21 protein-coding genes are annotated in these 25,504 nt (G+C 61.5%); 5 read left to right on the top strand and 16 right to left on the bottom strand.

What is annotated here, in order from left to right; translation table 11 throughout:
* Positions 1-677: 677 nt before the first annotated feature.
* The 3 genes from ACOYW2_RS24935 to ACOYW2_RS24925 form a co-directional block, all read right to left on the bottom strand.
* Complete coding sequence (locus ACOYW2_RS24935) at positions 678-1,553, bottom strand: helix-turn-helix domain-containing protein (RefSeq protein ID WP_482768323.1); 876 nt, start codon at positions 1,551-1,553, stop codon at positions 678-680.
* A gap of 137 nt (positions 1,554-1,690) precedes the next feature.
* On the bottom strand, positions 1,691-2,638 hold the full coding sequence (locus ACOYW2_RS24930; protein WP_482768322.1) for an SDR family oxidoreductase: 948 nt from the start codon (positions 2,636-2,638) through the stop codon (positions 1,691-1,693).
* A 29-nt stretch (positions 2,639-2,667) separates the two neighbouring features.
* Entirely contained in the window at positions 2,668-3,855 is a 1,188-nt protein-coding gene (locus ACOYW2_RS24925) for an MBL fold metallo-hydrolase (RefSeq protein ID WP_482768321.1), read from the bottom strand.
* 180 nt (positions 3,856-4,035) lie between these two features.
* Here ACOYW2_RS24925 and ACOYW2_RS24920 point away from each other — a divergent pair, with 180 nt between their 5' ends.
* Positions 4,036-4,188 (top strand): helix-turn-helix transcriptional regulator, encoded by a 153-nt coding sequence (locus tag ACOYW2_RS24920; RefSeq protein WP_482771086.1) that lies wholly within the window; start codon positions 4,036-4,038, stop codon positions 4,186-4,188.
* Between the two features lie 268 nt (positions 4,189-4,456).
* Here ACOYW2_RS24920 and acnB read toward each other — a convergent pair whose 3' ends face one another.
* Entirely contained in the window at positions 4,457-6,973 is a 2,517-nt protein-coding gene (acnB, locus tag ACOYW2_RS24915; RefSeq protein WP_482768320.1) for a bifunctional aconitate hydratase 2/2-methylisocitrate dehydratase, read from the bottom strand.
* A 204-nt stretch (positions 6,974-7,177) separates the two neighbouring features.
* Between acnB and ACOYW2_RS24910 the strand changes: the two genes are divergently transcribed.
* Entirely contained in the window at positions 7,178-7,570 is a 393-nt protein-coding gene (locus ACOYW2_RS24910; RefSeq protein ID WP_180138064.1) for a pancreas/duodenum homeobox protein 1, read from the top strand.
* A gap of 31 nt (positions 7,571-7,601) precedes the next feature.
* Here ACOYW2_RS24910 and ACOYW2_RS24905 read toward each other — a convergent pair whose 3' ends face one another.
* The 4 genes from ACOYW2_RS24905 to ACOYW2_RS24890 form a co-directional block, all read right to left on the bottom strand.
* Positions 7,602-8,009 (bottom strand): YkgJ family cysteine cluster protein, encoded by a 408-nt coding sequence (locus ACOYW2_RS24905; RefSeq protein ID WP_482420425.1) that lies wholly within the window; start codon positions 8,007-8,009, stop codon positions 7,602-7,604.
* Positions 8,010-8,121: 112 nt separating this feature from the next.
* Positions 8,122-12,015 carry a response regulator gene (locus tag ACOYW2_RS24900; protein ID WP_482768319.1) on the bottom strand — a complete coding sequence of 1,298 codons (3,894 nt, stop codon included), beginning with the start codon at positions 12,013-12,015 and terminating at the stop codon, positions 8,122-8,124.
* Positions 12,012-12,791, bottom strand: coding sequence for a cyclase family protein (locus ACOYW2_RS24895; RefSeq protein ID WP_482768318.1), 780 nt, complete (start codon positions 12,789-12,791; stop codon positions 12,012-12,014). Before ACOYW2_RS24895 ends, ACOYW2_RS24900 begins: the two co-directional genes overlap by 4 nt.
* Positions 12,686-13,585: a hypothetical protein gene (locus ACOYW2_RS24890; RefSeq protein WP_482768317.1), complete on the bottom strand. Its 900-nt coding sequence runs from the start codon at positions 13,583-13,585 to the stop codon at positions 12,686-12,688. The genes ACOYW2_RS24895 and ACOYW2_RS24890 overlap by 106 nt, the downstream gene beginning before the upstream one ends.
* Before the next feature lie 599 nt (positions 13,586-14,184).
* Here ACOYW2_RS24890 and ACOYW2_RS24885 point away from each other — a divergent pair.
* Both ACOYW2_RS24885 and ACOYW2_RS24880 read left to right on the top strand, forming a co-directional pair.
* Positions 14,185-14,529 carry a DUF3842 family protein gene (locus tag ACOYW2_RS24885; RefSeq protein WP_482768316.1) on the top strand — a complete coding sequence of 115 codons (345 nt, stop codon included), beginning with the start codon at positions 14,185-14,187 and terminating at the stop codon, positions 14,527-14,529.
* Positions 14,530-14,698: 169 nt separating this feature from the next.
* Positions 14,699-14,902: a CooT family nickel-binding protein gene (locus tag ACOYW2_RS24880; protein WP_180138051.1), complete on the top strand. Its 204-nt coding sequence runs from the start codon at positions 14,699-14,701 to the stop codon at positions 14,900-14,902.
* 144 nt (positions 14,903-15,046) lie between these two features.
* Here ACOYW2_RS24880 and ACOYW2_RS24875 read toward each other — a convergent pair whose 3' ends face one another.
* The 8 genes from ACOYW2_RS24875 to ACOYW2_RS24840 form a co-directional block, all read right to left on the bottom strand.
* The gene (locus ACOYW2_RS24875; RefSeq protein WP_482768315.1) at positions 15,047-15,529 is read right to left on the bottom strand and encodes a hypothetical protein; all 483 of its coding nucleotides are present in this window, start codon (positions 15,527-15,529) and stop codon (positions 15,047-15,049) included.
* A gap of 206 nt (positions 15,530-15,735) precedes the next feature.
* Positions 15,736-16,512: a hypothetical protein gene (locus ACOYW2_RS24870; RefSeq protein WP_482768314.1), complete on the bottom strand. Its 777-nt coding sequence runs from the start codon at positions 16,510-16,512 to the stop codon at positions 15,736-15,738.
* Positions 16,513-16,524: 12 nt separating this feature from the next.
* The gene (locus tag ACOYW2_RS24865) at positions 16,525-16,659 is read right to left on the bottom strand and encodes a hypothetical protein (RefSeq protein WP_482420418.1); all 135 of its coding nucleotides are present in this window, start codon (positions 16,657-16,659) and stop codon (positions 16,525-16,527) included.
* A 344-nt stretch (positions 16,660-17,003) separates the two neighbouring features.
* Complete coding sequence (locus ACOYW2_RS24860; RefSeq protein ID WP_482768313.1) at positions 17,004-18,797, bottom strand: LTA synthase family protein; 1,794 nt, start codon at positions 18,795-18,797, stop codon at positions 17,004-17,006.
* 148 nt (positions 18,798-18,945) lie between these two features.
* Positions 18,946-19,938, bottom strand: a complete 993-nt coding sequence (locus tag ACOYW2_RS24855) for an MBL fold metallo-hydrolase (RefSeq protein ID WP_482768312.1) — start codon at positions 19,936-19,938, stop codon at positions 18,946-18,948.
* 2 nt (positions 19,939-19,940) lie between these two features.
* Entirely contained in the window at positions 19,941-20,357 is a 417-nt protein-coding gene (locus ACOYW2_RS24850) for a secondary thiamine-phosphate synthase enzyme YjbQ (RefSeq protein ID WP_482768311.1), read from the bottom strand.
* A 221-nt stretch (positions 20,358-20,578) separates the two neighbouring features.
* Positions 20,579-21,418, bottom strand: coding sequence for an amidohydrolase family protein (locus tag ACOYW2_RS24845; protein WP_482768310.1), 840 nt, complete (start codon positions 21,416-21,418; stop codon positions 20,579-20,581).
* 426 nt (positions 21,419-21,844) lie between these two features.
* Positions 21,845-23,563 carry a class I adenylate-forming enzyme family protein gene (locus tag ACOYW2_RS24840; protein ID WP_482768309.1) on the bottom strand — a complete coding sequence of 573 codons (1,719 nt, stop codon included), beginning with the start codon at positions 23,561-23,563 and terminating at the stop codon, positions 21,845-21,847.
* 257 nt (positions 23,564-23,820) lie between these two features.
* On the opposite strand from ACOYW2_RS24840, the gene ACOYW2_RS24835 reads away from it, so the two are divergent.
* Positions 23,821-25,296: an HD-GYP domain-containing protein gene (locus ACOYW2_RS24835; RefSeq protein WP_482768308.1), complete on the top strand. Its 1,476-nt coding sequence runs from the start codon at positions 23,821-23,823 to the stop codon at positions 25,294-25,296.
* Positions 25,297-25,504: the final 208 nt, after the last annotated feature.

The raw sequence follows: 25,504 nt of genomic DNA, 5'->3' as shown, positions 1-25,504 counted from the left end.
TGTAATCTACAATTAAACAACTTACATTATTTGGATATGCCTTGAGTCGGACTGAGTCAGATGCTACACCGCGAAGATACTGAAAACTTCTTGCTGCAGGTATTTCAGCTACAGAAATAGGGGTTCCTTCCTTTTTAACATAGTGAGTTACGCCACAACCTGATATTAAACCCACAACACACAAACAAAACGTAATTTTCAAAAAAAACTTGGACAATTTCAAACCTCTTAATTAACAGTCATTAGTAAATAAATTTAAAGGCGAACATCACATAAAAAGAGATATTGCAAAGCTTTAATACACTAACTAATGACAGAGGATCAAGGCTCATCAACTATTTTATTTCTATGAAGAATTTATGTGGCTTTAGTGGTAACATTTGAGATGAAAAGTTTTGTAGAGACTGTCTAAATTACTGATTGCTTCTCTTCTGTTTTTGAACAGCCATTTTTCAAATATGTGTAAATTCCTGGTAGAGGAACTTAACCACCTGAGGTGTGGATTTTCCCCTTGCTCCTCGTATTTTGCCAATCACACGACTCGTTTCTACTCGACGTGTTGGCTGACGGACGATCACCCCGTTGCTTTCAGCAGGTGGCAAGGACAGGGTATCGGCCGTGGGTAAGCGCCGTCTTGGGCTAATGAACGGCATACTGTTTTCTGAACTCAGAGGGCGTCATGCCAACCTTCTTTTTAAACATTCGGGAACATGGTACTTGAACCCCAACTGATACGCGGTTTCCGATACGGTGCGCTGAGGCTCGAGCAACAGGTCCTTTGCCTCATCAATGAGGGCGAGCTGGATCAGTTCCTTGGCTGTTTTTCCCGTTTCCACCTTTAAGGTGTCGCTTAAATAACGCGGGGACACCTTCATTTCCCTGGCAATGTCAGCGGGTTTCGGGGGGCCCTCCTCCAGGAAACGATGGGACTCAAAGTAGTTGGCAACCTTGGTCTCGAATTTTCGAAGGAGCTTTCCTGACAGATCCGACCTGTGGATAAACTGGCGTTTGTAGAATCGGCTTGCGTATTTCAGCAGGGTGTCGATTTGGGAGAGGATGATCTCTTTGCTGAATTCATCCTGGTTGTTTTGATACTCCGCTTCCACGACCTTGAAGATGGACTGAACCAGCAGCTCTTCCCTGGGGAGAGGGTGGAGGGCCTCGTTCAATTGTGTATAGAAACTGCAATTTTTAATACGGTTTCGTATCGCGTGTCCTTCGATGAAATCCTCATGAAAACAGATGGTGGCACTTTGTGAGCTGACCACAAGGTTTCGTGCGACGAGCTCCTGCCTTGGAGCCGTGAAGATCATGGTTCCGTTCTGGAAATCATACTTGGTTCGGCCGTAGAGCAGCTCCCCGGAAACAAGGGTTTTCAGGGAGATGGAGTAGAAATCCGTGGACAAGGCAAAGGGCTCCGACGGAATGCATGCATGGTGGCTCACATCGTCAGAGCCGTCATAGGTAACCACGCTGAGCATGGGGTGCTCGGGGGCCGGTAGGTTGAAGAATGTATGGTAGTCCGCAATACTTCCGAAATGCACTTTTTGCATAAGGCTCACGTATCCCTGCGCTTTTATTGTGTGACCATCCGACACATGGACCTTTTACGTCTCATCATACCGTTGGTGTGACCCATTGGCAATTTTCAAGGTTGCAATGGCCTGGGCACCCTGAACCTGGCGCTTTGCTATGGCGACCATGCCAGGCCGGTCTTCTCTTCAGAAACGGTCCATAGCTTTTCGGCCACCCCGCGATCCAGCACATGGGGAAGGAGCCTGCATGTGCCGATGGGACCGGCCATTTCCCCCCTTTTTGTGGGCCCATAAAAGGCTTCTGGCTCAAGGCCCTCTTCCGTGGCGCACAGGACTTCGGGCCACGAGCCTTTTTCGGCGGATTGCGCAAAGGGAGACAAGATTTTAAACAGTATTTTTGTGGCCAGGTTGGCTTCTTCCTGGGCCAGGGTGGTTCGGGCTGCCCCCGGATGGCACACCAACACCTGCACCTGTTTCCCGGCGTCTGTGATACGTCGCTGCAACTCGTATGCAAAGACCATCTGGGCCAGCTTGCTGTGAGAGTACGTATTCATGGGAACGTAGTTGCTATTGAAGTCAAGGTCTTCAAATTGAATGCACTTGAGCCCCATCCGATACCCCAGGCTCCCGACGACAACGATGCGTCCCCCGGAGGCTTCCACATGGTTAAAGAGGAGTCCGCATAAGAGGAAGTGCCCGTAATGGTTCACCCCCAGTTGGCTCTCAAAGCCATCCACGGTGAGCTCCTGCTTTGCCACCTGGGCGATGGCCGCGTTGCATATGAGGGCATCGATCCGGGGAACCTCTTTGTTGACGGTCTCTGCGGCTTGGCGGACGGAGTCCAGCGAGGCCAGGTCCAGTTGGATAAAAGAGACATCTGCAGCAGGGAACTGGTCTTTGATCTTTGCGATGGCTGTCTTGGCCTTTTGGGGATTGCGGCACAGCATCACCACCTTTGCGCCTTTGCCGACAAAGACTTTCGTTGCCTCAAAGCCCGCACCGACATTGGCACCGGTGATGACGTATGTTTTTCCCTTCAGGGATGGCAGGCGTTCAGGGGTCCAGCCCTTGGGCCCGAAGGGGTTCTTTTCTGACTTTTTCATTTTTTCCTCTTTTTACGGCGTAGGTATGTTTAGTCGGTTTCGGTTGCCAGAGCCGTGGAACTGGCAAGGCCGGGTGCTTGCTTGGGCCTCCACCAGGCTGTTTGGGGCAGCGCCTTGCCGATGGTCACGGTGTCTCCGGCCATGGGGGTGGCAAGGGTCACGCCCTTTTTTCCTGCGGCCTTGAGGGCGCGCTCCATGGGCTCGAACCAGTCGTGGATCGCAAGGTTGAAGGTGCCGGAGTGGATGGGAACCATTACCCCGCCTTGAACGTCCCGGTGGGCCTGAACGGACTCTTCAGGCTGCATGTGGATGTCGGGCCAGAATGGGCTGTAGGCCCCGCATTCCATGAGGGTGAGGTCAAAGGGGCCCAGCTTTTCGCCGATGGCTTTAAAGGCCGAGGTGTAGCCTGAGTCGCCACTGAAAAACACCGAGTGGTCAGGGCCGGAGATGGCCCATGAAGCCCAGAGGGTTTTGTTGCCGTCCCTGAGCCCCCGGCCGGAGAAGTGACGCGCCGGGGTGGCGGTGAGGGTCAGGCCCGGCACAGGGGAGATTTCATCCCACCATGCCAGCTCGCTGATGGACGAAGGGGAAACCCCCCAGGCCGAAAGTTTTTTCCCCACCTTTAAGGGCACGATGAAATGCCCCACCCTGGGGATCAATTGCCGGATGCTGGCCTTGTCCAGGTGATCGTAGTGGTTGTGGGAGATGAGGACCACGTCGATGTCGGGAAGCTGGTCAATGGTGATGGGGGGCCGCGCCAGGAACCGCTTGGGACCGACAAGGGGAAACGTTCGCCTGCTGAACATGGGGTCGGTGAGGATGGTGTGCCCGTCTACCTGAAGAAGCACGGTGGCGTGTCCCACCCAGGTGGCATGAAGACCGCTGGCCTGCCTTTTGATGGCTTCTGCGGATGCCTGGGGGTGAGACGGTGGCTCGGTTTCGGGAAATCGTGTCTCCTTTCCCAAGACATAGGCTTTGAGCATGCCAACATACCCCCCTGGTTTTGCCAGGCGAGTTTCCTCCTGGTTGAAAAATGTCCCGTCAGAGTACTGGCTGAACTCTTCAGGGGGCGTTAGCTGGTTGATGTCGAGGGGCTTGCTGCAGATCTGGGTGCACCCGGTGAGGCCCAGCAAGGTCATGAAAAGGGCCCCGTTTAACCGGGCTTTCGCCCTTGAAGAGTCGCCTTCGGGAAAATTGTTATGGATACGGGATGTCATGTTCCGTCCTTATGGAAAGCGTGTGTTGTGACATCAGCGGCATGGCGTTGACCCATGGCATGGGACGTCATATGGGGCTGATGGTATCGATTTGATGTGATTGTAGGTCGATAGGCGGCTGGCTTCAATAAACAGAATCACGGAAATCGGATACTTTTTGACATATCTTTGTTTCAGCAGGTGACTGAAGAGAGTCCCTTGCGATATTTGAAAAAAACACGCCTGAACAAGGCAGGGCTCCTGATTGATCGGGAAGGTCTCCGCGTGGGGGATGCGGCGGAGCTGGTGGGGTGTGAGAGGGTGTCTCAGTTTGGCCGGGAGTTTAAACGCTAGGTTCAGGTTTCCCCTAAGAGGCCTGCTGTGCCGGGGTTTTGAGGCGGTTCCGTATAAACGATCTGTTTTTGTCCGGGTATTTAGAGCGTCAATCAAAAAGGGCCCCTTCCCGTTTAGGAAAAGGGCCCTTTGATTTTTTAACCAGAAAGCATCACCCATGGCGGGCAATGTCCCACGGGCGCAGCCCGTCAGCAGATGTGACGGGACGAGGGACGAGCCCCGGAGCATGTGCGACCCTGGGGTCCAGGGGATGTATCCCCTGGTTTTTTTATTCTTTGTCCTCCGAGAGATCGATGAAGCGGTAGATCTCGCCTTCCCGTCCTTCAAGGGCCGCCATCTCGGAGAAGTAGGTGGCGGGGTCGGGGAGCTTGCCCAAACGGGCGGTGACGGCGGCCAGTTCGGCAGAGCCTAAGAAGACGTTGGCGCCGTCGCCGATGCGGTTGGGGAAGTTGCGCGTGGAGGTGGAGAGCACGGTGGTGTTCGGGGCCACGCGGGCCTGGTTGCCCATGCACAGGGAGCAGCCGGGGATCTCCATGCGGGCGCCGGCGCGACACAAGGGGTTGTAGAGGCCTTCGCGTCGGAGCTGGTCTTTGTCCATGACCGTGGGCGGGGTCATCCAGAGGCGCACGGGCACTTCGCCGTCTCCTTCGAGGAGGGCGGCGGCGGCCCTGAAGTGGCCGATGTGGGTCATGCAGGAGCCGATGAAGACCTCGTCGATGGGGGTGCCGGTGACCTCGGAGAGGCGCTTGACGTCGTCGGGGTCGTTGGGGCAGGCGAGGATGGGCTCGGTGAGGGTGGCAAGGTCGATCTCGATGACCTCGGCGTACTCGGCGTCACTGTCGGCGGAGAGGAGCGCCGGGGCGTTGAGCCAGGCCTCCATGGCCTTGATGCGGGCCGTTAAGGTCTCTTTGGCTTCGTAGCCTTGGGCCACCATGGACTTTAAGAGGGCCACGTTGGAGCGCAGGTAGCGGCTCACCTGGGCCTCGGAGAGGCGGATGGTGGCGGCTGCTGCCGAGCGCTCGGCCGAGGCGTCGGTGAGCTCAAAGGCCTCGTCCACGGAGAGGTGATCCAGCCCTTCGATCTCTAAGATGCGGCCGGAGAAGATGTTCTTCTTGCCCTCTTTGGCCACGGTGAGCAGACCCTTTTCAATGGCGGCAAGGGGGATGGCGTTGACGATGTCCCGCAGGGTGATACCGGGTTTGGGGGTGCCGGTAAAGCGCACCAGCACGGACTCGGGCATGTCCAGGGGCATGCGGCCCATGGCGGCGGCAAAGGCCACCAGGCCGGAGCCTGCCGGAAAGCTGATTCCCATGGGAAAACGGGTGTGGGAGTCGCCGCCGGTGCCCACGGTATCGGGCAGGATCATGCGGTTTAAAAAGGAGTGGATCACCCCGTCGCCGGGCTTTAAGGCCACGCCCCCGCGGCTGGTCATGAAGCCGGGGAGGGTGTCGTGCATGGCGATATCCACGGGCCGGGGGTAGGCGGCGGTGTGGCAGAAGGACTGCATCACCAGGTCCGAGGCAAAGGAGAGGCAAGCCAGCTCGGTGAGCTCGTCCCGGGTCATGGGGCCGGTGGTGTCCTGGGAGCCCACGGTGGTCATCTTGGGCTCGCAGTAGGTGCCGGGGCGGACCCCGTCCATGCCGCAGGCACGGCCCACGATCTTCTGGGCCAGGGTAAATCCCTTGCCCGTGTCGGCGGCCACGGGGGTGGCGCGGAAGAGGTCGCTGTCTTCAAGTCCTTTGGCTTTTCTGGCCATGGCCGTCAGGTTACGGCCGATGATGAGGGGAATGCGGCCCCCGGCCTGCACCTCGTCAAAGAGCACCTCGGTTTTGAGGGCAAAGCGGGAGAGCACGGTGCCGGCCTCATCGGTGACGGTGCCGTCGTAGGGGCGGATGGTGACCACCTGGCCGGTGGCAAGGGCGGTGACGTCACACTCCACGGGCAGAGCCCCTGCGTCTTCCAGGGTGTTGAAGAAGATGGGAGCGATCTTGCCGCCCAGAACCACGCCCCCTGCGCGCTTGTTGGGGACAAAGGGGATCTCGTCGCCGATGTGCCAGAGCAGGGAGTTGGTGGCGGACTTGCGGGAGGAGCCGGTGCCCACCACGTCGCCCACAAAGGCCACGGGGTGGCCCTTGGCCTTGAGCTCTTCGATGGTGGCAAGGGCGTTTTCGTCGCGGCTGGTGAGCATGGACAGGGCGTGCAAGGGTATGTCCGGGCGGCTCCAGGCCTCTCCGGCCGGGGAGAAGTCGTCGGTGTTGCACTCGCCGTCCACTTTAAAGACCGTCACGGTGAGGGCTTCGGGCAGGGCCTTTTTCTCGGTGAACCAGAGGCCATCGGCCCAGGCCGAGAGGACCTTTTCCGCTGCGGGCAGGTTTTTGGCGGCTTCCACCACCTTGTCGAAGACGTCCGGGACGATGACAAGGCGGGCCAGGGCGTCGGCGGCCGGGGTGCCCAGCTCTGGGTGGGCCAGAAGGTCAAAGAGGGCGCCGGTGTTGTAGCCGCCCCCCATGGTGCCCAGAAGGGCCACGGCCTCTTTGGGGTCAATGAGAGGGCTTTTCTGCTCGCCTTGGGCAAGGGCTGCGAGAAACTCCGCCTTCACCTTTGCGGCCGGGTCCACGCCGGGGGGGACCCGGTGGGTGAGAAGGTCCAGGAGCTCTTGTTCCTGGCCTGCGGGGGGATCCGCAAGGAGCTCGCACAGGGCTGTCACCTGGGCGTCGGTGAGGGGTTTCGGGGGAATTCCCATCTCTTGCCGTTGGGCCTCGCTTTGTCTGTATGCGGTAAGCATCGTCACACTCCTGATTGGTTTGTCACACGTCGTTGGTCAACATCCTCGGGCTCTTGATACCGGGTTTCGGGGCGCTTTTTGTTTGACCGGCGGCTTTTCCGTGGTATATGGTTTCTTTCCTTCAAAAATCATGTGGGATTCCGATGGTAACTCACCGGGATCACCTGTAACTCATAATCAAACATGACCAAGGAGCACCCACCCATGAGCACGGATACATTTCGGTCCCTGTTTACTGCCGATTTTCTCGCTGAGGTATTTCCGGCTGATCTTTCCGACCAGTTTTTTGAAGCACTCTACGGCGATGCCGAAGACGGGGCTTACGATATCTCCCTGGTTTATGCCGGCGAAGGGGACAAGAGCCTTGAGTTCGAGCTGCACCTGACCCAGAGGCCGGGCAAATGCCTTGTCTGCAGCCTCACCTACGGCCTGCCCGAGGTCTTTACGCGGCATCCCCTGATCAACCTTAAGGGGCTGGTGGCCAAAATCGACGCCGCCCTGGGCGAGTCCGCAACCTGCGGGGAGTGGCGCATCGGCCGGACCCGTGAGGTTTCCCGGGCCCTTCATGTGGTGCCCCTTTCCATCTCCCTTGCCTGATCGGCCAGCTGCCGGTTTCTTATCCCCATGGTCAGCGATGGTCCGGGCTGCTTTCGTCAAGGATGACGCCCGGGCACTCCGCCGCCGCCTCGTGGGGCCTCTCCCGAAAGTAGTCCCAGAAGGGAAAGGTCCGGCACTGGGCGGGACGGGCCTCGTAGGCCGAACACCCCCCTTTGTTCCTGTCGTAGAGAAGGCAGGCAAAATTCTCTCCCTCCTGCCGCTCTCCGATGGAGACGCGGTATCCCACTTTTTTTAAATAGTCCCGGGCAAAGGCCTCCGGGGTCATCCCCAGGGCATGGGCCAGGGCCCGGCTTTCGTCCCGGGTGACCCAGATGTTTCCGGACTCCCCGTTGCAGCAACGCCCTCCGCAGGTCTCGCAGGCGGCGGGGTCAAAGGCAAAGGGGAACCCTTGACGGGTCAGTATGGTTGGGTTCGTCATGCGATTCGTATCTGTTTGTCTGTTGTGGGTAAGCAGGCGGCACTTACGTGCCGTAAAGGCCCCCATGGGGCTTCGTTTTCTACCACATATCCCCATGGGTTGGAAAGGGGGATCATCCGGTGAGCAGGGCGAGTCGGTGCCGGGCCCCGTCGAAGTCGTACGCGTCGATGAGCTCTGCGACCTCCTGCATGGCGGCAAGGGTCGCCTCCTGCTCTTTGCCCTGCAGGTGCCGGATCAACGCCCCCACGGTCTCGGCTGAGCCCACGGGGTCGGCCTCGGTCAATTCGTCCCGGAGGCGGGCCACCATCGTATCGCGGGCCTTTTCGGGCGGAGACGCGGGGACTTTCGGGGCAGGGGCCGCTGGCCGCTCCAGGGTCTCCACGGCGGAGAGCACGTGGGAAAGGGCCCGGGAAAGGGCCGGTTCCAGCTCCCGGGCGCTGGAAAGGTCCTCCCGGGCCGCGGTCTCTTCCATGGCTGCGGCCTCGGCCGAGAGGATGTCGGCGGCGATGTTGGCGGCCACCCCCTTGAGGGCGTGGGCCTCCATGCGCAGGGCGGCAAGGTCCGAAGCGTCCAGAAGGTCGGCCAGTTTGGGGGCAAAGTCCCGGTACTCGACCTGGAAACGCTGGAGCACCCGGTCGTAGAGGGCCTCGGAGCCCAGCCGCTCCACCCCGGCGTCGAAATCGAGGACGCATCCTCCGGCAAGGGGTGTGTCGTGGTGGGCCGGTGCGTCGGTCCCCACGGTGTGGCGGGCGATGACCTCAAAGAGGCGTTCCCGGTGAATGGGCTTGGCCACGTAATCGTCCATGCCCGCGTGGAGGCAGCGCTCCTTGTCTCCCTGCATGGCGTGGGCGGTCATGGCCACGATGGGCAAATCGGGCATGGCCAGGTTGTCCCGGATCATGGCCGTTGCCTCCAGGCCGTCCATGATGGGCATCTGAAGGTCCATGAGCACCAGGTTGAAGGGGTGGGTCTCCACCTTCTTGACCGCTTCCAGGCCGTTGGCGGCGGCGGTGACGTCAATGCCCCAGCCTTTGAGGAGTTCGCTGGCCACCATCTGGTTCACCGGGTTGTCCTCCACCAGGAGCACGGACAGGCCCCTCAGGTCCCTGGGGGCGGCCGAAGAGGACGTCGGGCCGGTGGCCGTGCGGGGGGCGCCGAAGATCTCCATGACGGCGTCAAACAGGGCCGAGGTCTTGACCGGCTTGATGAGAAAGTGGGCAAAGCCGCTGCGCCGGGCCCGGACCACCTCCTCTTCCCGGCCGAAGGGGCCGATGAGGATCACCCGGGGGCTGTCTGCCCCGCCGCTTTTCACCAGGTCCGTTGCGGTGTCGATGCCGTTGATGCCGGGCAGTTGCAGGTCGATGACGGCCAGGCTCAAAGGGGGATAGCTCCCCTTTCGAAAGTGCTTCAAGGCCTCTTCCCCGCTTTCGGCCTCTGCCACGGTGAAGCCGAAGCCCGTGAGGTCGCGGGCCAGGACAGTGCGCGTGGCGGCGTTGTCTTCCACCAGGAGCACGGCCCCCCTTCGCATCTCATGGGGAATGAGGGTGGGCTGGGCGTGGGTGTCCATGAACCGGATGCGGGCGGTGAAGCAGAACCGGCTTCCCCCGCCGTGGACCTGTTCCACCCAGATGGCCCCGCCCATGCGCTCCACGATGTTGCGGCAGATGGCAAGGCCCAGGCCCGTGCCTCCGTATTTGCGGGTGGTGGAGCCATCGGCCTGGCTGAACACCTCGAAGAGGCGGTCCGACCGCTTGGGGTCCACGCCGATGCCCGTGTCCCGGACGGCCACAAAGAGCTCCACGTGGTGCTCTTCCTGCCGGAGGCAGGTGGCGGTGATGGCGATCTCCCCTGCCTCGGTGAATTTAAAGGCGTTGGAGAGAAGGTTGGCCAGCACCTGGCGAAAGCGCAAGGGGTCCCCGATGAGCTCGTCGGGCACCTCCGGGTCGATGTCCACCACCAGCTCGATCTCTTTTCTTACGCAGCTTTCGATGAACAGGTCGGTGACCGCCTCCACCACCTCGGCCAGGCGAAAGGGGATCTCCTCGAACCGGAGCTTGCCCGCGTCCATTTTGGAAAAGTCTAAAATGTCGTTGATGATCTGGAGCAGCGAGCCCGAGGAGGAACGGATGATGCCCAGGTACTCGCGCTGGCGGGGGGTGAGGTCCGTGCGCATCACCAGGTCGCTCATGCCGATGATGGCGTTCATGGGGGTGCGGATCTCGTGACTCATGTTGGCCAGGAAGGTGCTCTTGGTGACGGCTGCTTCCTTGGCCTCTTCCACGGCCAGTTCGGAGCTGCCGATGGCCTTTTCCAGCTGGGCCGTGCGTTCGGCCACCAGCTCTTCCAGGCGGTTGCGGTGGGCGGTGAGCTCTTCGTTTTGCCGGTTGATCTTCTCTTCGGCCTGCTTTTGACGGGTGATGTCCGTGACGATGGCCATGGTCGCCGGTCGCCCGCCCATGGTGACGGGGGTCTCGGAGATGATGACGTCGATGATATCGCCGTCTCTGTGGCGGAGCCGTGCCTCGTACTGGCCCGAGGGACTCTGACCCTGGCGCCGGGCGCTGAGCCTGTCATCCATCATGGCCCGCCCCGTGTCCGCGTCGGCGAACAGGTCGATGACGGGCACGGTGTAGAAGGCTTCGCCTTCGTAGCCGCACATGGTCATGATGGCCTGGTTGGCGTAGGTGATTCGGCCGTCGACCTCCACCACGATGCCGTCCCTGGCGTTGTCCACCAGGCTGCGGTAGGTCTCTTCGGAATCCCGGAGGGCCCTGACGGACTCGGTGCTTTGGCGCTGCCGGGCCTGCTGTTTGTCGTGCGTGGCCCAGGAGAGACAAAGGACCAGGAGGCCGTAGCCCATCTCCAGGCCCCAGCGGGAGAGGGGGCCTAAGGGCACCACCCCGTAGAGGCTTCCTGCCGAGAGGGCGCCCCCGGCCAGGAAGAGGAGCCAGGCCATCAGGAAAAAGCGTGTGGGGCGGCCCCCTTTGGCGGCCATGGCCGCTCCCCCTGCCAGCATCACCAGGACGGTGGCGATGCCCGTGACCGTGGTCCACTGGCTGATGATGCGGTAGTCCAGGATCGGGGCGCAGGCGGCCAGGCCCAAGCAGAGTACCAACCCGGCCTTGATGAGGCGGTCCAGGTCCGGGCAGAGGGTGCGGGTTTCCAGAAAGCCCCGGGAGAAGAGCAGGGCAAAAAAGGTGGCCGTCGCAAGAAGCAGGGGGTTGGCCGTGTTGGCCCAGTCCGGAGCCTCCGGCCAGAGGAACTGAAAGGCGTGACCGGCGTGGACCATGGCGTGGAGGGTCAGGGCAAGAGCAAAGAGCAGCAGGGAGAGCCGGGTGCGCTCCCGGGTGGCCAGAAAGGCAAAGAGGGCGTGGGTGGCCATGGCCAGCATGACCCCGTAGAAGATCCACGACAGGGGCGGGCCACCACGGTTTGTGGCGGGAAAGGCGTCGGCGTTCCAGACCCGGACGGGCAGGACCATGGCGCCCCGGGTGGTGATGCGCAGAAAGACGGTGGTCTCCCCCGGGGGCAGGGTGACGGGAAAGGCCACGGCCGGGTGGGCCAGGGGCCGCTCGGCAAAGGGGTGGGTGTCGCCGCTTATCTCACGCTCGAAGCCTTCGAGGCCGGGGTGGTAGAAGACCACCTCGTCTAAGGGCGGGTAGTCGATGGTGATGACCGCGTCAAAGGGGGCGTCGCCCCGGTTGCTCAGGGTGAGGCGTCCCCACAGGGGGTAGCCCATGAACCCGAAGGCGTATTCGAGGTTTTCCAGGGGGGCAAAAAGGGTGTCGGGACGGGCCGCCTCGGTGACGGTGAGGGTTGCTTCGGCGTCGGCATGCCAGAGCAGGGACGGCCCCGGCGAGAGGCTGGTTTCAAGGTCGGTGACGTCCAGGGCTGCGGCCCGGACCGTCAAGGGCATGAGGAGCACCAGCAGGGCGGCACAGAGCCGGGCAAAGGGACCGGCGCGGCGGTGGGTGGGGAGAGGGCGGGGAGCCCGTGTCGGTGTCATGGGAGGGGCCCTTCCTCGCCGTCGGGCATGAGGGCCACCACACGGCTCGGCCCTGCAGAACCTCCCTTGACCTTCAAGGGGAAGCAGCAGACGGTAAAGCCCTGGTCCGGGAGGCGGTGGAGGCCCGCCAGGCGTTCCAGGTGGCAGTACGGGGTCTCGGCCCCCTGGTAGTGGGATTCCCAGAATTCACCCTTTCCGGTTTTGGCGCGCCTTGCCATGTGGGAGAGGGGGCCGTCCCACCCCCAGGCGTCGATGCCCGTGATCTTGACCCCCCGCATTGTGAGCAGGGCCGTGGCCCCTCGGGTCACCCAGGGGCCGGTGGTAAAGTACGCGGGATCTCCCAGGAGCCGGTCCATGCCCGTGCGGATGAGCACGATGGTCCCGGCGGTGATGGTGATTCCCCGGGCCTCTTCCCAGGCCGTGATGTCGGCTTCGGCGATGGCCTCCCCGTCTTTTTTGTGGCTCATGTCCAGGCAGACCCCCGGGGAAAAGCACCAGGAGAGGGGAACCTCGTCGATGGTCATGGCGCGCTTGCCCCCGGCGTCCGGGGCGTAGTGCCAGGGAGCGTCCAGATGGGTGGTGCCGTGGGAGGAGAGGGAGAGGGTGTCGTTGGCCCAGCCGAGGCGGCGGCGCAGGAACCGGGGCGTCAGGCCCGTGAGAAGAAAGACGGTCAGGGCGCCGAAGCGGTGGCCCTGGCGTTTGACACGGGTACGGGCCCACCAGGGGGCCCAGGCGGTGTCGGAATCCAGCGGGGCAGACAGGTCGAGGATCTCCATGGCGTCTCCGGTGGTGGGGCGGCCCTTGGGAGGGCGGCCCCGTCTGGATGGTCAGGGGCTAAGCCGGGGGGTGCAGGTCGTTGTTCAAGCAACCCTTCCCCGAGACCCTCTGGGGACGGCGTCGAGGCCGCGCCGGCGTACTCCTGGGCCAGCTCTTTGGCGGCTTCGGCGTTGGCCGCTCCGGGGTATCCCCCGGAATTGAGGTGAATGCGCATCACCTGGCCGTCGGTGAGGGGCAGCTCGCCCTGGTGCCCCGCGGACTGCAGGCGCCCTTCCAGGTAAGTCGTCATTTCGGCAAGTCCCATGGGGGGCAGGGGAACCTCACGGATGCCGTCATGGGCGGGAACCAGGTGGCGCAGGGTGTCCAAAAGGGCGGCCGTGTGGGGCAGCCCCGTTAAGATGACCTGTTTGAACTGGCGCGGCTCCCCCTCATCGGTGGTCTGCTTGATGAGGGCGGCCAGGGCGTCGGGCTCCAGGCGGTGGGCGTCGTCCACCATGATGACGGGCAGGTCGTCACGCATCATGGTGTAGGCCCGCAACGGGGCGCAGCCTGTGGGCAGCTGGAGGGTGCAGACACTCCAGCTCTCTTCATCTGCGGCCAGCACCTGTTTGAGCAGGAGGGTTTTTCCTCCCCCCGGATCAGCCGTGATGAGGACCACGTTGTGGGGAGCCTCCATCAGGTTGCGCACCAGGGCGACGGTTTCAATGAGCTTGGTATATGGAAAAAACGAGGCCTCGTCCACGTAGTCGTCGAAGGGGTCCCGCATGAGATGTAACGCTTCAATATAAGACATAGAACAGCACGCTGTTTGGAGTGTGTCATGGCCGCCGGAAACGAACCGATGGTGGATGATAGCAGGAACAACGTTCCTTTCCCTGCCCGTGGAACATGCAACAACGGGGTTTTCGGGCCAGGGGCGCTCCGGCTGCGAAGTTTCTTTGAGGGGCTCCTTGTGTTCTCCAGGGTCCCTTCGCCGGGTGGTGCCTGGAAAAGGATCACCTTTTCAAGCACGTCCTTAATTTAAATTCTCATTTTTGCCGGAATATCAATTTTTTTTCAACTCTTGATTCCTTTTGATAGGAAAAAACGGGCCCGTTTCTCTGCGTTGCGAGGCTGCCCGAAACCGGGTGCCTGCACCAAGTAGAGGGATAAAGGGACTGTCTGGCGTGGGAGGCTCCGCACATCTCGGGGCCTGCGATTTTTACGCGACGGCATTGACGGGGAGGAGGCCGGTTTGATTAATGGATGAACCGAAGGGGGTTATGTCGGCTTTACCTAAACCACGGCTTTGATCCACCGCCCAGATACACCAGGCAGTTTGCCGATGTCAGAAATTGCGCGATCGACGGCGCAGGCGCAGATCCGGAAGCGCCATCATCATGATGCTCAGGTTTGTTTGCCGAGAAGGTGGAGATCATCGCCCTGGGCACCAACGCCGTGGCCACGGCGCAGATGCTTAAGGCCGGAGCCAACCGTGGGGCGTCCGGAGAAAACGCCATTGTCCGGAGCGTCCAGCATTGCGATGTGGCCACCGGGCCCTTGGGGATTGTCATGGCCCATGCCCTTATGGGGGAGGTGACTCCGGCCATGGCCGAGGCCATCTCCGGCTGTTCGGCCAGAAAGGTGCTGCTGCCCCTGTCCCAGGACAACGTGGAGGTGGTGGGGGTGCACAAGGCTCCCTTGCCCCACCTGGTGGATGAGTTGATTGAATCGGGGTTGAAAACCCTGTTGAACTGATGCCCTCGCAGCCAGCGCCGCTTATGCGGTGTTTTTCTTGACGGTGCGAGACCGGCATGTTTCAGTATGACACCGGCGATTGACGCGCGCATGGACCCTGCAGGGTTCATGCCCTTATGGATAAACGTAGAAATGGTTGCCGGATGAATCGCGTAAACGGAGGTATCCCATGTGTGAAGCCAGTGCCTATATCATTACCGACGGCGAGCCGAAACTGATTATGGAGTCGGTGGACGTGGCCGTTCCCACGGAAGAGGGGGAACTCAAGCTCATCAATATTTTCGGCGAGCAGCGCTTCATCAAGGGGGCCATCGAGTCCCTCTCCCTGGTGGATCATAAGATCTTCATCCGGGAGACAGGGGCCGCTCTCTGACGCAAGCCAGGGGCAGGCCTTTAAGCCCGCGCCCCCTCAAATGGCCTTTATCCATGCCCGTTACCCCTGGAAAAAGGCATCCACGCTCTCAATGAACTCGGAGAGGAGCCGACGGCTGACCTCAGAGACGTGGCCGCGTTTTTCTCAATGGTTCGGTTCAGCCCCCCCTTTGTCTCGGTTCGTCTCTCTTCGGTTCCCCACAGCTCGCTGGGTCGCCACAGGCCCCGGCGGTGAGAGACCGGGACGAGGTTGGTAGTCGAAAAGGGCCACGCCCATGCGTGAGAGGGAGGTCATGGACACGGGCTTGCCGTGGAGTTCCGGAACGGGAGAGGAGAGGGGGTAGGTCCCCTTTTCGATGGCGCTGTCCATGAAGAGATCGCCGATCCAGGTGAGGTGGGAGCGCGTGCCGAACCGGGTGCCGTGGGTGAGCCAGTAAAAGAAGGGGGCCGCTTCCAGGAGCTCTTCCGCCTTTCCCGCCCGCTGGTAAAATCCCCGCCTGACAAAGTACCGCACCCCGGGCTGGATCTCGTTCATGCCCGCATCGATGATCTGGGGTGGCACCCCCACCCCGCCGTACATCTCCGCAATGAGGGCAGGGTCGTAATCGTGCCGTATCACGTCCCGCATGGGCCCCTGGCCGCTCATCCCGTCGTTGAACCGGATGGGGGCTAACCGCCCCCACCGGGTTATACCCAGTGCGCTTTCAGGCCCCTTCCTCTCGCTGGTTCCGGGCCAGCCAGGGGAGCAGCAGAGTCCCCCCCATGCAGTATCCCATCACACAGATCTCTTCCCCCGGATGTTCCTTTTGGGACCCAGCCCATGTTGGCCTTGCCCTACCCGTTTTTCCAGAAATCCAGGTCCAAGCCGTCGGATTTTTCTCCTGGCTCCCCGGCGTTGTTCCAGGCAGATGCTGCAGCCCGGCGCCCAGACAGGGCCTCCACGCATTTCCCCGGGACGAACAGGGACCCGGCTCGTCGATCAGGGGGCTGGCAAAGGCAAGGAGCTGGCTCGGCCCCTTGGGGGGTGAGGCACCGCGGAGGGTGCAGGGCCCCAGGCGGGAGCCCTTCACCACCAGGGGAGACCCCGATGATGCCGCCGGTGGTGCGCTCGGAGAAATCCTTGACGTAAAAGGCGTCGTGACGAAACAGGTTCTCCAGGCGCTTTCTGGCGATGGTGAGGTAGGTCTCAAAGGAGAGGGTTTCGCCTTCGGCGTAGGGCAGGGGGCCGTCGACGCGCTCTTCGGTGACGGCCATCACCAGGGTGGTGAGGAGCTCCCGCAGGGCTTTCAGGGCCGAGAGGCCGAAGGTGCCGTAGGCACACTCTAGATAGCGAAAGTTTTCCACCTGCTGGCTGAACCGGCGCCTCAGGGCGCTGGTGACCATCACCTGACGGGCTTTATCTTCCGAAAAGTGGCCGGTTTCATCCATGAACTCTCCGGTGACGTCCCGGAGCATGGAGGCGTAGAGGCGCTCCACCAGCTCATCGGAGTAGACAAAGGTGTCCGGGTTGTCCCCCCGCATGGAGGCCACCTGGGCGTGGGTGCGGATGGGGCGGGTGACGGTGGCCTCCAGGGTGTCGTGGCTCCACTGGGCCCAGGTGGAGCCGGGCATGGCCAGGCTCCTTCATGCCGTCGCATCAAGCGAGCGCACGGCGCCGCCCACGATGCGGCTCATCATGGGGATGTGGGTGTCGTACCCCTCCCGGTTGTCCACCGGGGAATAGACCAGGGAGCGAAGCATTCTGTCGGAACGGTTCATGGCATATCCTTGTCTGTTCGGGGAGGCCCCCGAAGGGTGTGTTTTGGGGTGTCGGGTTGGCGTGCTCTGTGGGAATGCGTGTGCCCAGGGCCTTGGCGTGGCCGCCTTGAAGGGGCAAAAGGGCCGCCTGGCAGGTGGGCCCTTGTCACTGCCATAGTAGCTCAAACCATGGGATTTGCGTAGGAAAAAGTGAGGAAGGGACGCCCTGGGGTGGCCGCTGCCGGCGGAAGGTGCCGGCAGCATGGGCGGGAGCCTTTACTTCTTGAAGAGATCGAAAAATTCCAGGGTCCTGCCTTTAAAGAGCAGGTCCTGGGAGCGCTGGGTAAAGGCCAGGGCCTCTCGAGTCATGCGGTCGTTGTGGATGGGCATGGGGTCACCTCAAAGAGCGGGTCCAGGGGCCCCTCGCGCAGGTAGGTTTTTGTCTCCCCCGACCCAAGGAGGTTGATCTCCACCACGTGGTCCCCTTCCACCCAGCCCAGAAGGCCATGGTGGTAGTAGTCGGCAGCCCGGGGGCCGGGTTTCAAGAGGGAGCGGCCGGTAAAGGCGGGAATCTCACCCCCCAGAAGGTGGGCCACGGTGGGGGCGATGTCCCGCTGGGAGACCAGGGCGTTGATGGCCCCGGGGGCCACCGAGCCGTCGGTGGCAAAGAGGGTAAAGGGAATGAGGTACTGGGTCAGGGCCGGCCCTGTGACCTTTGCGGTGTGGTCGGCCAGCAGGACAAAGAGGGTGGGGCCGAAGGCGGGGTCTGCCTCGTAAGCGGTGATGAACCCTTCCAGGGCCTCGTCAGCAAAGCGCAGGACGCTCAAGTTCCGGTTCAACGGGGTGTCCATGCCGAAGGCGGGGGTCACCGAAGGGGGCAGGGAGTTGTGAGGGCGGGAGCGTCGGCACGGCCAAGGTATGCTTTTGTGGCCTTGAGTTTTTTCAGGATAAACGTGTAGAGGTCCTGGTCGTAAACCCCCAGTGGTTCGGTGCCCAAGGATCCCACTGATCTCCTCCTTGCCGTAGCTCTCCTGGAACCCCAGCCTCTGGGCAAAGGCCCCGGTGCCGCTGGTGTCCTTGCGGGTTCCCTGGAAAAAGAGGGTGCTCCAGCCTTTGTCCGAAAGGCTCTGGGCCAGGCTTCGGTAGGGGTAGGTGGTGAGCTGGCTCTTGGCCAGGCTCTGACCCAACGGGTTCTGGTAGGAGCAGAAGGTGGTGAAGATCCCTTCTGTGGTGCGATGCCCCCCTGCCACCATGGCGTCGGCCCGGAGTCCCCGGGTGGCGAGGTTGTCGAAAAAAGGGGTGGTCTCGTGCTCGTATCCGTAGCTCTTCATCAGGGCCGCAGGCCAGCTTTCCAGAAGGAGCACCACCACGTTGACGGGCCGAAAAGTCAGGGCCTCTTTGGTGGGGGCGTCCGGGTAGAGGCGGGCAAGGATCCTTCGCTGGTCGTCTGTGGAGACGGGGGCCGGCATCGGGATCTGGGCTATCTTGTCCCGGTTGCGAAAAAGGTAATAGAGGCCGCTGTAGCCGCCGTTAAGGGCCAGGGTGGCCTGGACAGGATCCCCGATTTTGTAGGCAAACAGGGGCTTCATGGGAAGGCCGGTGACCCCACCGCGTACGGAGATGACAAGGACGGCCGCCACCACCAGGCTGGCCAGGCCCCCTTTGATGAGTCCGAGTCGGGCCGGGGTCTCCTTGAGGACCCAGCCCCGGGCTTTGAAGATGGTCCCAAGGGCCAGCCCCAGCAAAATGAACCCTCCCAGGGTGACGGAGGCGTACTGGGTAAAGGCCGTGGCCACGAGGCTCCCAAAGTCCGTGGCAGCGTCGGAGAGTTCGTAGCCGATGTGCCGGCTGGCATCATGGAAATACATGATGTCCGAGGTCTGGAGAGCCACAATGGCTGTTGCGGCAAGGCCCAGTGGGGCTAAAACCCATCGTTTTTTCTTAAGGCTCAGCACGGCCCCCAGCAGGAGGCACAGAAGGGTAAAAATGGCCGCCAGGGCCAGGTCAAACCGAAGGCCCCAGATCAGGCTGTAGGCGGCTTTGGAGGCGGAGAGCCCGGCAAAACTTTCCCGATGGCAGAGGTAGAAGAATACCCGCAACAGGGCGCCAAGCCCGGTTAATCCCAAAAACGATACCGTGAACAAACGAAGCCATACCATGAACTCTTGAACTCTCCATAATGGATGGTGGGGTTACGAAAACCTGCGTTTTTATCCGTGTGAACCTCACACGATTGGCGGAGTCTACCCCATGAGCCGTGGCAATGTAAATGCTTGAAATACGGTATGCTGCGGTGAGAGCGCTTCCTTACGGCGTATGGTACCGCCAGAGACCCTTTTCTGCGGTGCGGGCCAGGTCTCCTTCCCGGAGAAGGTAGAGGAGGGTGGCCTCGATCCAGCCCTGGGCAATGCTTCGCTTCAGGGGGGCCATGCGGGGGTAGTAGTCTCGGACCAGGCTCCGGCCGGTGAGGCCTTCGGGCCCTGCGGTCTCCACCTTTTCCCGGATCTCGGCCAGCCGTTTTTTGCGGTGGGCGATAAGGTGGGTGGTGCGCTTGACCGGATCGGTGACGGGCCGCCCGTGGGCCGGCAGGATGAGGCGCAGGCCGGGCAACTCCCGGATGGTCTCCAGGGTTTTTTGGTAGGTGACAAGGTCGGATCGGGGCGGACCCAGCCAGGTGGTGATGTCCGCCAAAACGTTGTCACCGCCCAAAAGGATGCCTGCCTCTTCATTCCAGAGCATGATGTGGACGTCGCAGTGGCCGGGACCGGCAAGGACCTCCCAGGTGCCTGCGTTGGTTTCGAGGCGGTCTCCCACGGCCAGGGGAGAAAAGGGCCCGGTGACCGCCCGGATGCCCATGGAAAGGGAAAAGGCCTCGTCCATGAGGCGGCCTCCCAAAGACCTTAAGGCCTCTTTCACGGCTCCTGCCCTGGGACGAAGGGCGCTTGCCCCTTCCCGGTACGCTGCCCGGTAACACGCCCGGGTGCGGACCAGGGGCACCATGGCCTCGGTGAGACGCACTGTCATGCGGTGCCGCTCCGCCAGGGCCGAGGCCCCGGAAAAATGGTCCCAGTGGCCGTGGCTGGGAAGGACCTGCCGCACCCGAGAGCCGGTCCGGTTCTCCAGGTCCAGGAGACACCGGGCCACATGGGCCACAGCCCCCCTGGTGCCGGAGCCCGCGTCAAAGAGGAGCCCGTCTTTTCCGGGCAGGGCGTAGAGGTTCATGGTGAAAGGGACCCAGCCCTTGCGCACCTGCTGGCGGATCCGGAACACCCCGGGTGCCATCTCATCATAACCGGCCATACCTAATCTCCGATGATCTTCACAAGGACCCGCTTAGGGCGCCTGCCGTCAAATTCGCCGTAAAAAATCTGCTCCCAGGTGCCGAAGTCCAGGGCGCCCTCGGTGATGGCCACCACCACCTCCCGGCCCATGACCTGCCGCTTCATGTGGGCATCGGCGTTGTCCTCCCCCACATTGTGGCGGTACCCGCTCACCGGCTCGTGGGGCGCCAGCTTTTCCAGCCATACCTCGTAGTCGTGGTGGAGCCCTTTTTCATCGTCGTTGATAAACACCGAGGCCGTGATGTGCATGGCGTTGACCAGCACCAGGCCTTCCTTTATCCCGCTCTCGGCCAGGCAGGCCTCCACGTCCGGGGTGATGTTGATAAAGGCCCGCCGGGCAGGCACCTCAAACCAAAGCTCTTTTCGATAACTCTTCATGGATGGTCTCATTTGTGTTCAGGGTAAACTCAAGGAAAATCAAAAATGCCTCCGGCGGCGAGGCGGAGCCGGGATCGCGAAAACACCTCGAAAGCATATTGCCCTTGCGCTTTGTCCCTCGGTCCTCGGGCAAAAGCGCAAGGGCCTTCGATTCAGACGGCGTCCGTCAGGCAATGTGATGAGCCAGAGGAACGAAGGCTCAAGAGCATTTCCGACCTTACTTATATTCCCAGCAGGGCCGCAGCGTTTTTTCCTAAGATTTTTTGCCTCAGGGCCTCATCTGCCACGTGGCCTTCAACCTCTTTGAGGTAGCGGGAGGGGCGGATGAGGGGGTAGTCGCTTCCGAAGAGGATGCGGTCTTCGCCTGCAAGCCGGGCCGCGGCCTCGTAGATCTCGGCATCGTAGAGATAAGGGGAGGCGGCGGTGTCGAACCAGAGGTTGGAAAGGGTCTTTTTGGCCTCTTTCTTGAGCAGGTTGAAAAAGAAGATGCCCCCGCCCCAGTGGCAGAGGACGATGCGGTTGTCCGGGTACCGGGCGGCCAGGTTGTAGATCTGCCCCAAGGTGATGGGGGTCTTGCCCGGGTATGCGTGGCCCACGGGTTCGTTGGTGTGGATCACCACGGGCACATTTGCCTCCCGGCAGAGCCCCATGACGGGCTCCATGAGGTCAAGGGCCTCGGCATCGATGCCGGAGTGGTAAAAGGCGAGCTCCCCAACTCCTTTGAGCCCTGCATCCAGGCAGCGGGCGGTCTCGGCGGCCGCGCCCTTGGCGCCCAGGTCAAAACAGGCCATGCCGATGAGCCGGTCCGGATCGTTTCGTACCGCCTCGATGACCGCGTCGTTGTTGTCTCGGAATCGCTTTTCGCTGCGCCAGGGAAACCCGAAGATCACCGATTTGTCCACCCCGTCTTCGTCCATGACGGCGATGAGGGCCTCGGCGTCCACCATGGCGGACTTGGGGGATTCGTAGAGCAGGGCGAATTCGGGCTCGTCGGCCAGGTGGGCGGCGCGGTTTTGTATCACCTCGTCCTGAAACACATGGGTGTGGAAATCAATGACCATGAAAATCTCCTCCCGTGGAATGCGTTTGGTGAAAAAGAAGCACAATTTCCACGTGTTGTAACACCGCTGACGGAAAATGAAAACGTCAAAGCCGGTGCAGGGCCTTTGTGTGACCCTGGAAGGTACGCCGGGGGCAACCCGTTTTTGCGATGTTTTGCCTCAAGGATGAAACGCTCTCAATGGTGGAGGCAGAGCCTCCGTGCATCATTCCCAGGCGGAGCCTGGGAACGAAAGCTATCCTGATACAAGGTGTTGCCCCTTGCCCTCGGTATTCACCACGGGCGAAGCCCGTCAGGGAATGCGATGAGCCTGAGGAACGAAGGCGAAAGAGCATTCACGAACCTGGGGTCCAGGGGTGGCGAAGCCACTTAGGCTAAAAATCCCCTGCCCGCCGGAGGCTTGTTATTTGTTTTTGCCCTGTCCTTCCTACCTGTCCCATCCCCCCTGCTGCCTGAGCTCTTCCACAATCGCTTCGGCCTGGTGGGTGAGGGTCAGCAGGTCCACCTTGTTGACTTTGTTGACGGGGAACTGCTCACCCACGGGCCAGAAGTGGACGTGGCAGGGGCGCTTGTAGGAGGCGATCTGTTTGCAGTGGGCGGCCAGCTCCTCTTCGGTGACGCACCCCTCTTCCGTGGGCTGCACAAAGGCAAAGACTCCGTCGGTGAAGAGGGCGTGGGGGGCGCCCACCACCTGTGCCTGGCTCACCTTGGGGTGGCGGGTGAGGTGGTCGGCCACCTCGTCCGGGAAGACCAGGTAGCCCTTGGGCTTGATGACAAACTTGCGGCGCCCGGCAAAGACGATGGCTTCGTAGCCGCCCATGGGTTTTAAAGAGCCCATGTCCCCTGTGTAGAGGATACCTTCGGTGGTGCGGCAGGCTCGGGTGGCCTCCTCGTTGTTGACGTAGCCCAAAAAGACGATGCCTCCCTCCACGCAGATCTCGCCCACCTCGCCTTTGGCCACCTCCTCGCCTGCGGTGCCGTCCGGGTTCATGGGCTTGCGGATGGTCACCGGGGCCAGGTCCGGAAAGAACTGTCCCACCTGGCCGGACATTTCGGAAACGGAGATCCCCTTGGGGGTGGCGGAGAAGAAGCCGCCGGATTCGGTCATGCCGTAGGCTGTGCCAAAGAGGGGGGACATCTCGGCCAGCTGTTCTAAAAAGGCCGTGTCCACGGCGCTGCCGCCGTAGAGGGCAAAGCGCAGGCTGCTGCGGTCGTAGGATTCGTAGTCGGGCAGGGCCCAGAGCATGCGGAAGTGGGTGGGGACTCCGCCGATGAAGGTGCTCCGGTAGGTTGCCATGGCTTCCATGGCCTTGTCCGGGGCGAAAAAGCCCATGGAGCACACGGAGCCCCCGGCGAACCAGGCACTCATGGGCCCCTGGGAGGTGCCTGCCACGTGGCTGGTGGGCATGACGTTTAAAAGGCGGAAGTTGGTGCCGTAGAGGCTGGCGCCCCGGCCGGCCACCATGTTGTTGATGAGGATGTTTTCGTGGCAGAGCAGGGCGGGCTTGGGATCCCCGGTGGTGCCGGTGGTAAAGATGATAAGGGCCGGGTCGCGGGTGGTGAGGGCGTTTTCCACGCTGCGCACGGCGTCTTTGAGGGCGGTGTCCTGCCTGAGGGCGTCAAGGGCCTCTTCCCCGAAGAGGCTGTCGAACCCAAGGGATCCCTCGGCCATCTCCTCGGGCAGGCCAAAGGGCATCCACTGGACGATGTGGGCAACCGAGGGACACGCCTTCTTGACGGCTTCGACCACCTCGGTGAAGTCTTTCATGGGGGTGGTGCCCGGACAGAAAAACGCTTTGGCCTGCACCTTGCCGATGTCCCTCACCACCTCGTGGGGCTGGAGGCGGATGTCCACAGGAGAGATGATGACCCCGGCCTTGAGGCAGCCGTAGACCAGGAGGAAGAACTCCGGCACGGCCAGGAACTGGGTGACAAGGATGTCGCCTCTTTCAAGCCCCATCTTTGTCAGGGCCATGGCGTAGAGGTCGCTGGCCTCGTCAAACTCCCGGTAAGAGAAGCGTTGCCCGGTTTCCGCCGATATCAGGGCGTCGTTTGTGGGGGTCTGCTTTGCCCATTTTCGCACATAATCCGAGATGAGGGGGAGCTGCCAGCTGTCGTAATCTTTGATCTCCGTATCTGTCGTCATTTTCTCTCTCCTTTGCCTTTGTTCGCATACCAAACAACCATCAAGGTCATAAACCTCTGACACGGGTGGTGTAAAGCTTTTTGGGGCAAGGAGAGCCCGGAGCGGAAAAGCCTGCGGCCAGGGGCATGGGGCCAAAAGGCGGGAATAGAACTGTGGCGGGGCTGCAACGCGTTGACATAAAAACGTATTCCATGCCACGATTGGGGGGCGCCACTTCCTTTAACACGCAAGGGCTTTCCTTTTTTATGGAGGTGTTCATGCGATACCGGGTTGTCAGCGAAGAGCTGGAGCACGACGGTCGGGCCTCGATCCATTTTGCCCTGCTCGTCTGCGTCATGGGGGTGTACGGAGGGCAGGTGTGCCCGGTGGTGGAGAGTTTTCCCCTCTGGCTCTGGGGACTTCACCTGCTGGTGCTGCTTTGTGTGTGCCGGGGGCTTCGCATGGCATCAAGCCGGTGGGTCTTTACGCGGGTGGGGCTCCAGCGGCAGGTGGGGGTGCAGCTGGTGGTGGACCTTTCTCTCTTTGCCCTGGCCGGGTACGGCATCGGGGTCCACAACATGGTGCGCTACGGCGCGGACATGGAGAGCACCCTCAGGCTGGGCACCGGGTTTCTGATCATGGGTTTTTTCATCGGCGCGGACCTGGCCCTGACCCAGGATCGCCTCCTGGCCCTGCGGCGCGGGGGCAACCCCCTGGCCGTTGCCGTGCCGCTGTTGACCGTTCCCCAGAAGTTTACCCTGGTGACGGTGATCTCCCTGTTTTCCGTGATGGTGATCCTCTACTTCGTCATCTCCTTTGACCTGAACTGGCTCATGACCGTGGGCATCGACAACCTGGCCATGGCGCGGCGGGCGGTCCTGGCCGAAATCGGCTTTATCATCCTCATCCTGGCCGCCTACACGGCCAACCTCATCGTCACCTACGCCAAGAACCTTCGCCTTTTTGTCTCCGAAGAGACCCGGACCCTCACGGACGTGGCCCAGGGAAACCTGGACACCCGGGTGCCCGTGGCCTTTAACGACGAGTTCGGTATCATCGCAGGGTACACCAACCGCATGATCGAGGGCCTTAAAGAGCAGAACGCCGCCATGGAGCTGCTCCGGGATGTGATCATCAACAGCATGGCCACCCTGGCCGAAACCCGGGACAACGAAACCGGTGCCCACCTTCGCCGCACCCAGCACTACGTTCGCCTGCTGGCCGAAGAGATGGCGGAGTCCCACGATCTGGATGGTCGTCTCATCGATCTTTTTTACAAGACGGCCCCGCTGCACGACATCGGCAAGGTGGGGGTGCCCGACGCCATACTCCTGAAACCCGGGGCCCTGACCGAAGAAGAGTTTGAGATCATGAAAAAGCACACCACCTACGGGGAGGAGGCCATTGCCCGTGCCGCCGAGCAGATGGGGGAAGACGCCGCGTTCCTCATCCATGCAGGGGAGATCGCCTCGGCCCACCACGAAAAGTGGGACGGCAGCGGCTACCCCAGGGGCCTGTCCGGCACGGCCATCCCCTTGTCCGCCCGGCTCATGGCCCTGGCCGATGTTTACGACGCCCTGCGTTCGGAGCGTGTCTACAAAAAAGCCCTCTCCCATGAAGAGGCCAAAATGTTTCTCATGGATCAGGGAGGCTCCCACTTCGACCCCGACGTGGTGGCGGCGTTTCTGCGGTGTGAGGCGGCTTTTATCCGGGTTGCCGAGCGGTTCCGGGATGAGGTAGAGACAGCGCCTTGATGATGGGTAACGTGAGTGGAAAAAGCAGGCCTCCGGCGGCCCTGCCGGGGGCCAAACTTTTGAAAAGTTTGATAAACAGGTTTTGTTTTTTGAGGATCCGTTCCTGCAGGGCATAGCCCATCTTCTTTTTTACTTTATCAAGGCGCTTCCCTTCAGCACCTGTGGGGCTGAAGAGAAGCGCCTTGATTACCGGAACGTTTTTGCGGAG

Source organism: Desulfoluna sp. CLI2B (assembly GCF_056847375.1).
Note: the sequence above shows the minus strand (reverse complement) of the source record. Positions and strands in the feature narration are given on the sequence as shown.

Excerpts from the sequence above, each read along its gene's own strand:
- ACOYW2_RS24935 (WP_482768323.1), bottom strand. The coding sequence starts at position 1,553 with ATGCAAAAAGTGCATTTCGGAAGTATTGCGGACTACCATACATTCTTC.
- ACOYW2_RS24930 (WP_482768322.1), bottom strand. The coding sequence starts at position 2,638 with ATGAAAAAGTCAGAAAAGAACCCCTTCGGGCCCAAGGGCTGGACCCCT.
- ACOYW2_RS24925 (WP_482768321.1), bottom strand. The coding sequence starts at position 3,855 with ATGACATCCCGTATCCATAACAATTTTCCCGAAGGCGACTCTTCAAGG.
- acnB (WP_482768320.1), bottom strand. The coding sequence starts at position 6,973 with ATGCTTACCGCATACAGACAAAGCGAGGCCCAACGGCAAGAGATGGGA.
- ACOYW2_RS24910 (WP_180138064.1), top strand. The coding sequence starts at position 7,178 with ATGAGCACGGATACATTTCGGTCCCTGTTTACTGCCGATTTTCTCGCT.
- ACOYW2_RS24905 (WP_482420425.1), bottom strand. The coding sequence starts at position 8,009 with ATGACGAACCCAACCATACTGACCCGTCAAGGGTTCCCCTTTGCCTTT.
- ACOYW2_RS24900 (WP_482768319.1), bottom strand. The coding sequence starts at position 12,015 with ATGACACCGACACGGGCTCCCCGCCCTCTCCCCACCCACCGCCGCGCC.
- ACOYW2_RS24895 (WP_482768318.1), bottom strand. The coding sequence starts at position 12,791 with ATGGAGATCCTCGACCTGTCTGCCCCGCTGGATTCCGACACCGCCTGG.
- ACOYW2_RS24890 (WP_482768317.1), bottom strand. The coding sequence starts at position 13,585 with ATGTCTTATATTGAAGCGTTACATCTCATGCGGGACCCCTTCGACGAC.
- ACOYW2_RS24880 (WP_180138051.1), top strand. The coding sequence starts at position 14,699 with ATGTGTGAAGCCAGTGCCTATATCATTACCGACGGCGAGCCGAAACTG.
- ACOYW2_RS24875 (WP_482768315.1), bottom strand. The coding sequence starts at position 15,529 with ATGCGGGACGTGATACGGCACGATTACGACCCTGCCCTCATTGCGGAG.
- ACOYW2_RS24870 (WP_482768314.1), bottom strand. The coding sequence starts at position 16,512 with ATGCCCGGCTCCACCTGGGCCCAGTGGAGCCACGACACCCTGGAGGCC.
- ACOYW2_RS24865 (WP_482420418.1), bottom strand. The coding sequence starts at position 16,659 with ATGAACCGTTCCGACAGAATGCTTCGCTCCCTGGTCTATTCCCCGGTG.
- ACOYW2_RS24860 (WP_482768313.1), bottom strand. The coding sequence starts at position 18,797 with ATGGTATGGCTTCGTTTGTTCACGGTATCGTTTTTGGGATTAACCGGG.
- ACOYW2_RS24855 (WP_482768312.1), bottom strand. The coding sequence starts at position 19,938 with ATGGCCGGTTATGATGAGATGGCACCCGGGGTGTTCCGGATCCGCCAG.
- ACOYW2_RS24850 (WP_482768311.1), bottom strand. The coding sequence starts at position 20,357 with ATGAAGAGTTATCGAAAAGAGCTTTGGTTTGAGGTGCCTGCCCGGCGG.
- ACOYW2_RS24845 (WP_482768310.1), bottom strand. The coding sequence starts at position 21,418 with ATGGTCATTGATTTCCACACCCATGTGTTTCAGGACGAGGTGATACAA.
- ACOYW2_RS24840 (WP_482768309.1), bottom strand. The coding sequence starts at position 23,563 with ATGACGACAGATACGGAGATCAAAGATTACGACAGCTGGCAGCTCCCC.
- ACOYW2_RS24835 (WP_482768308.1), top strand. The coding sequence starts at position 23,821 with ATGCGATACCGGGTTGTCAGCGAAGAGCTGGAGCACGACGGTCGGGCC.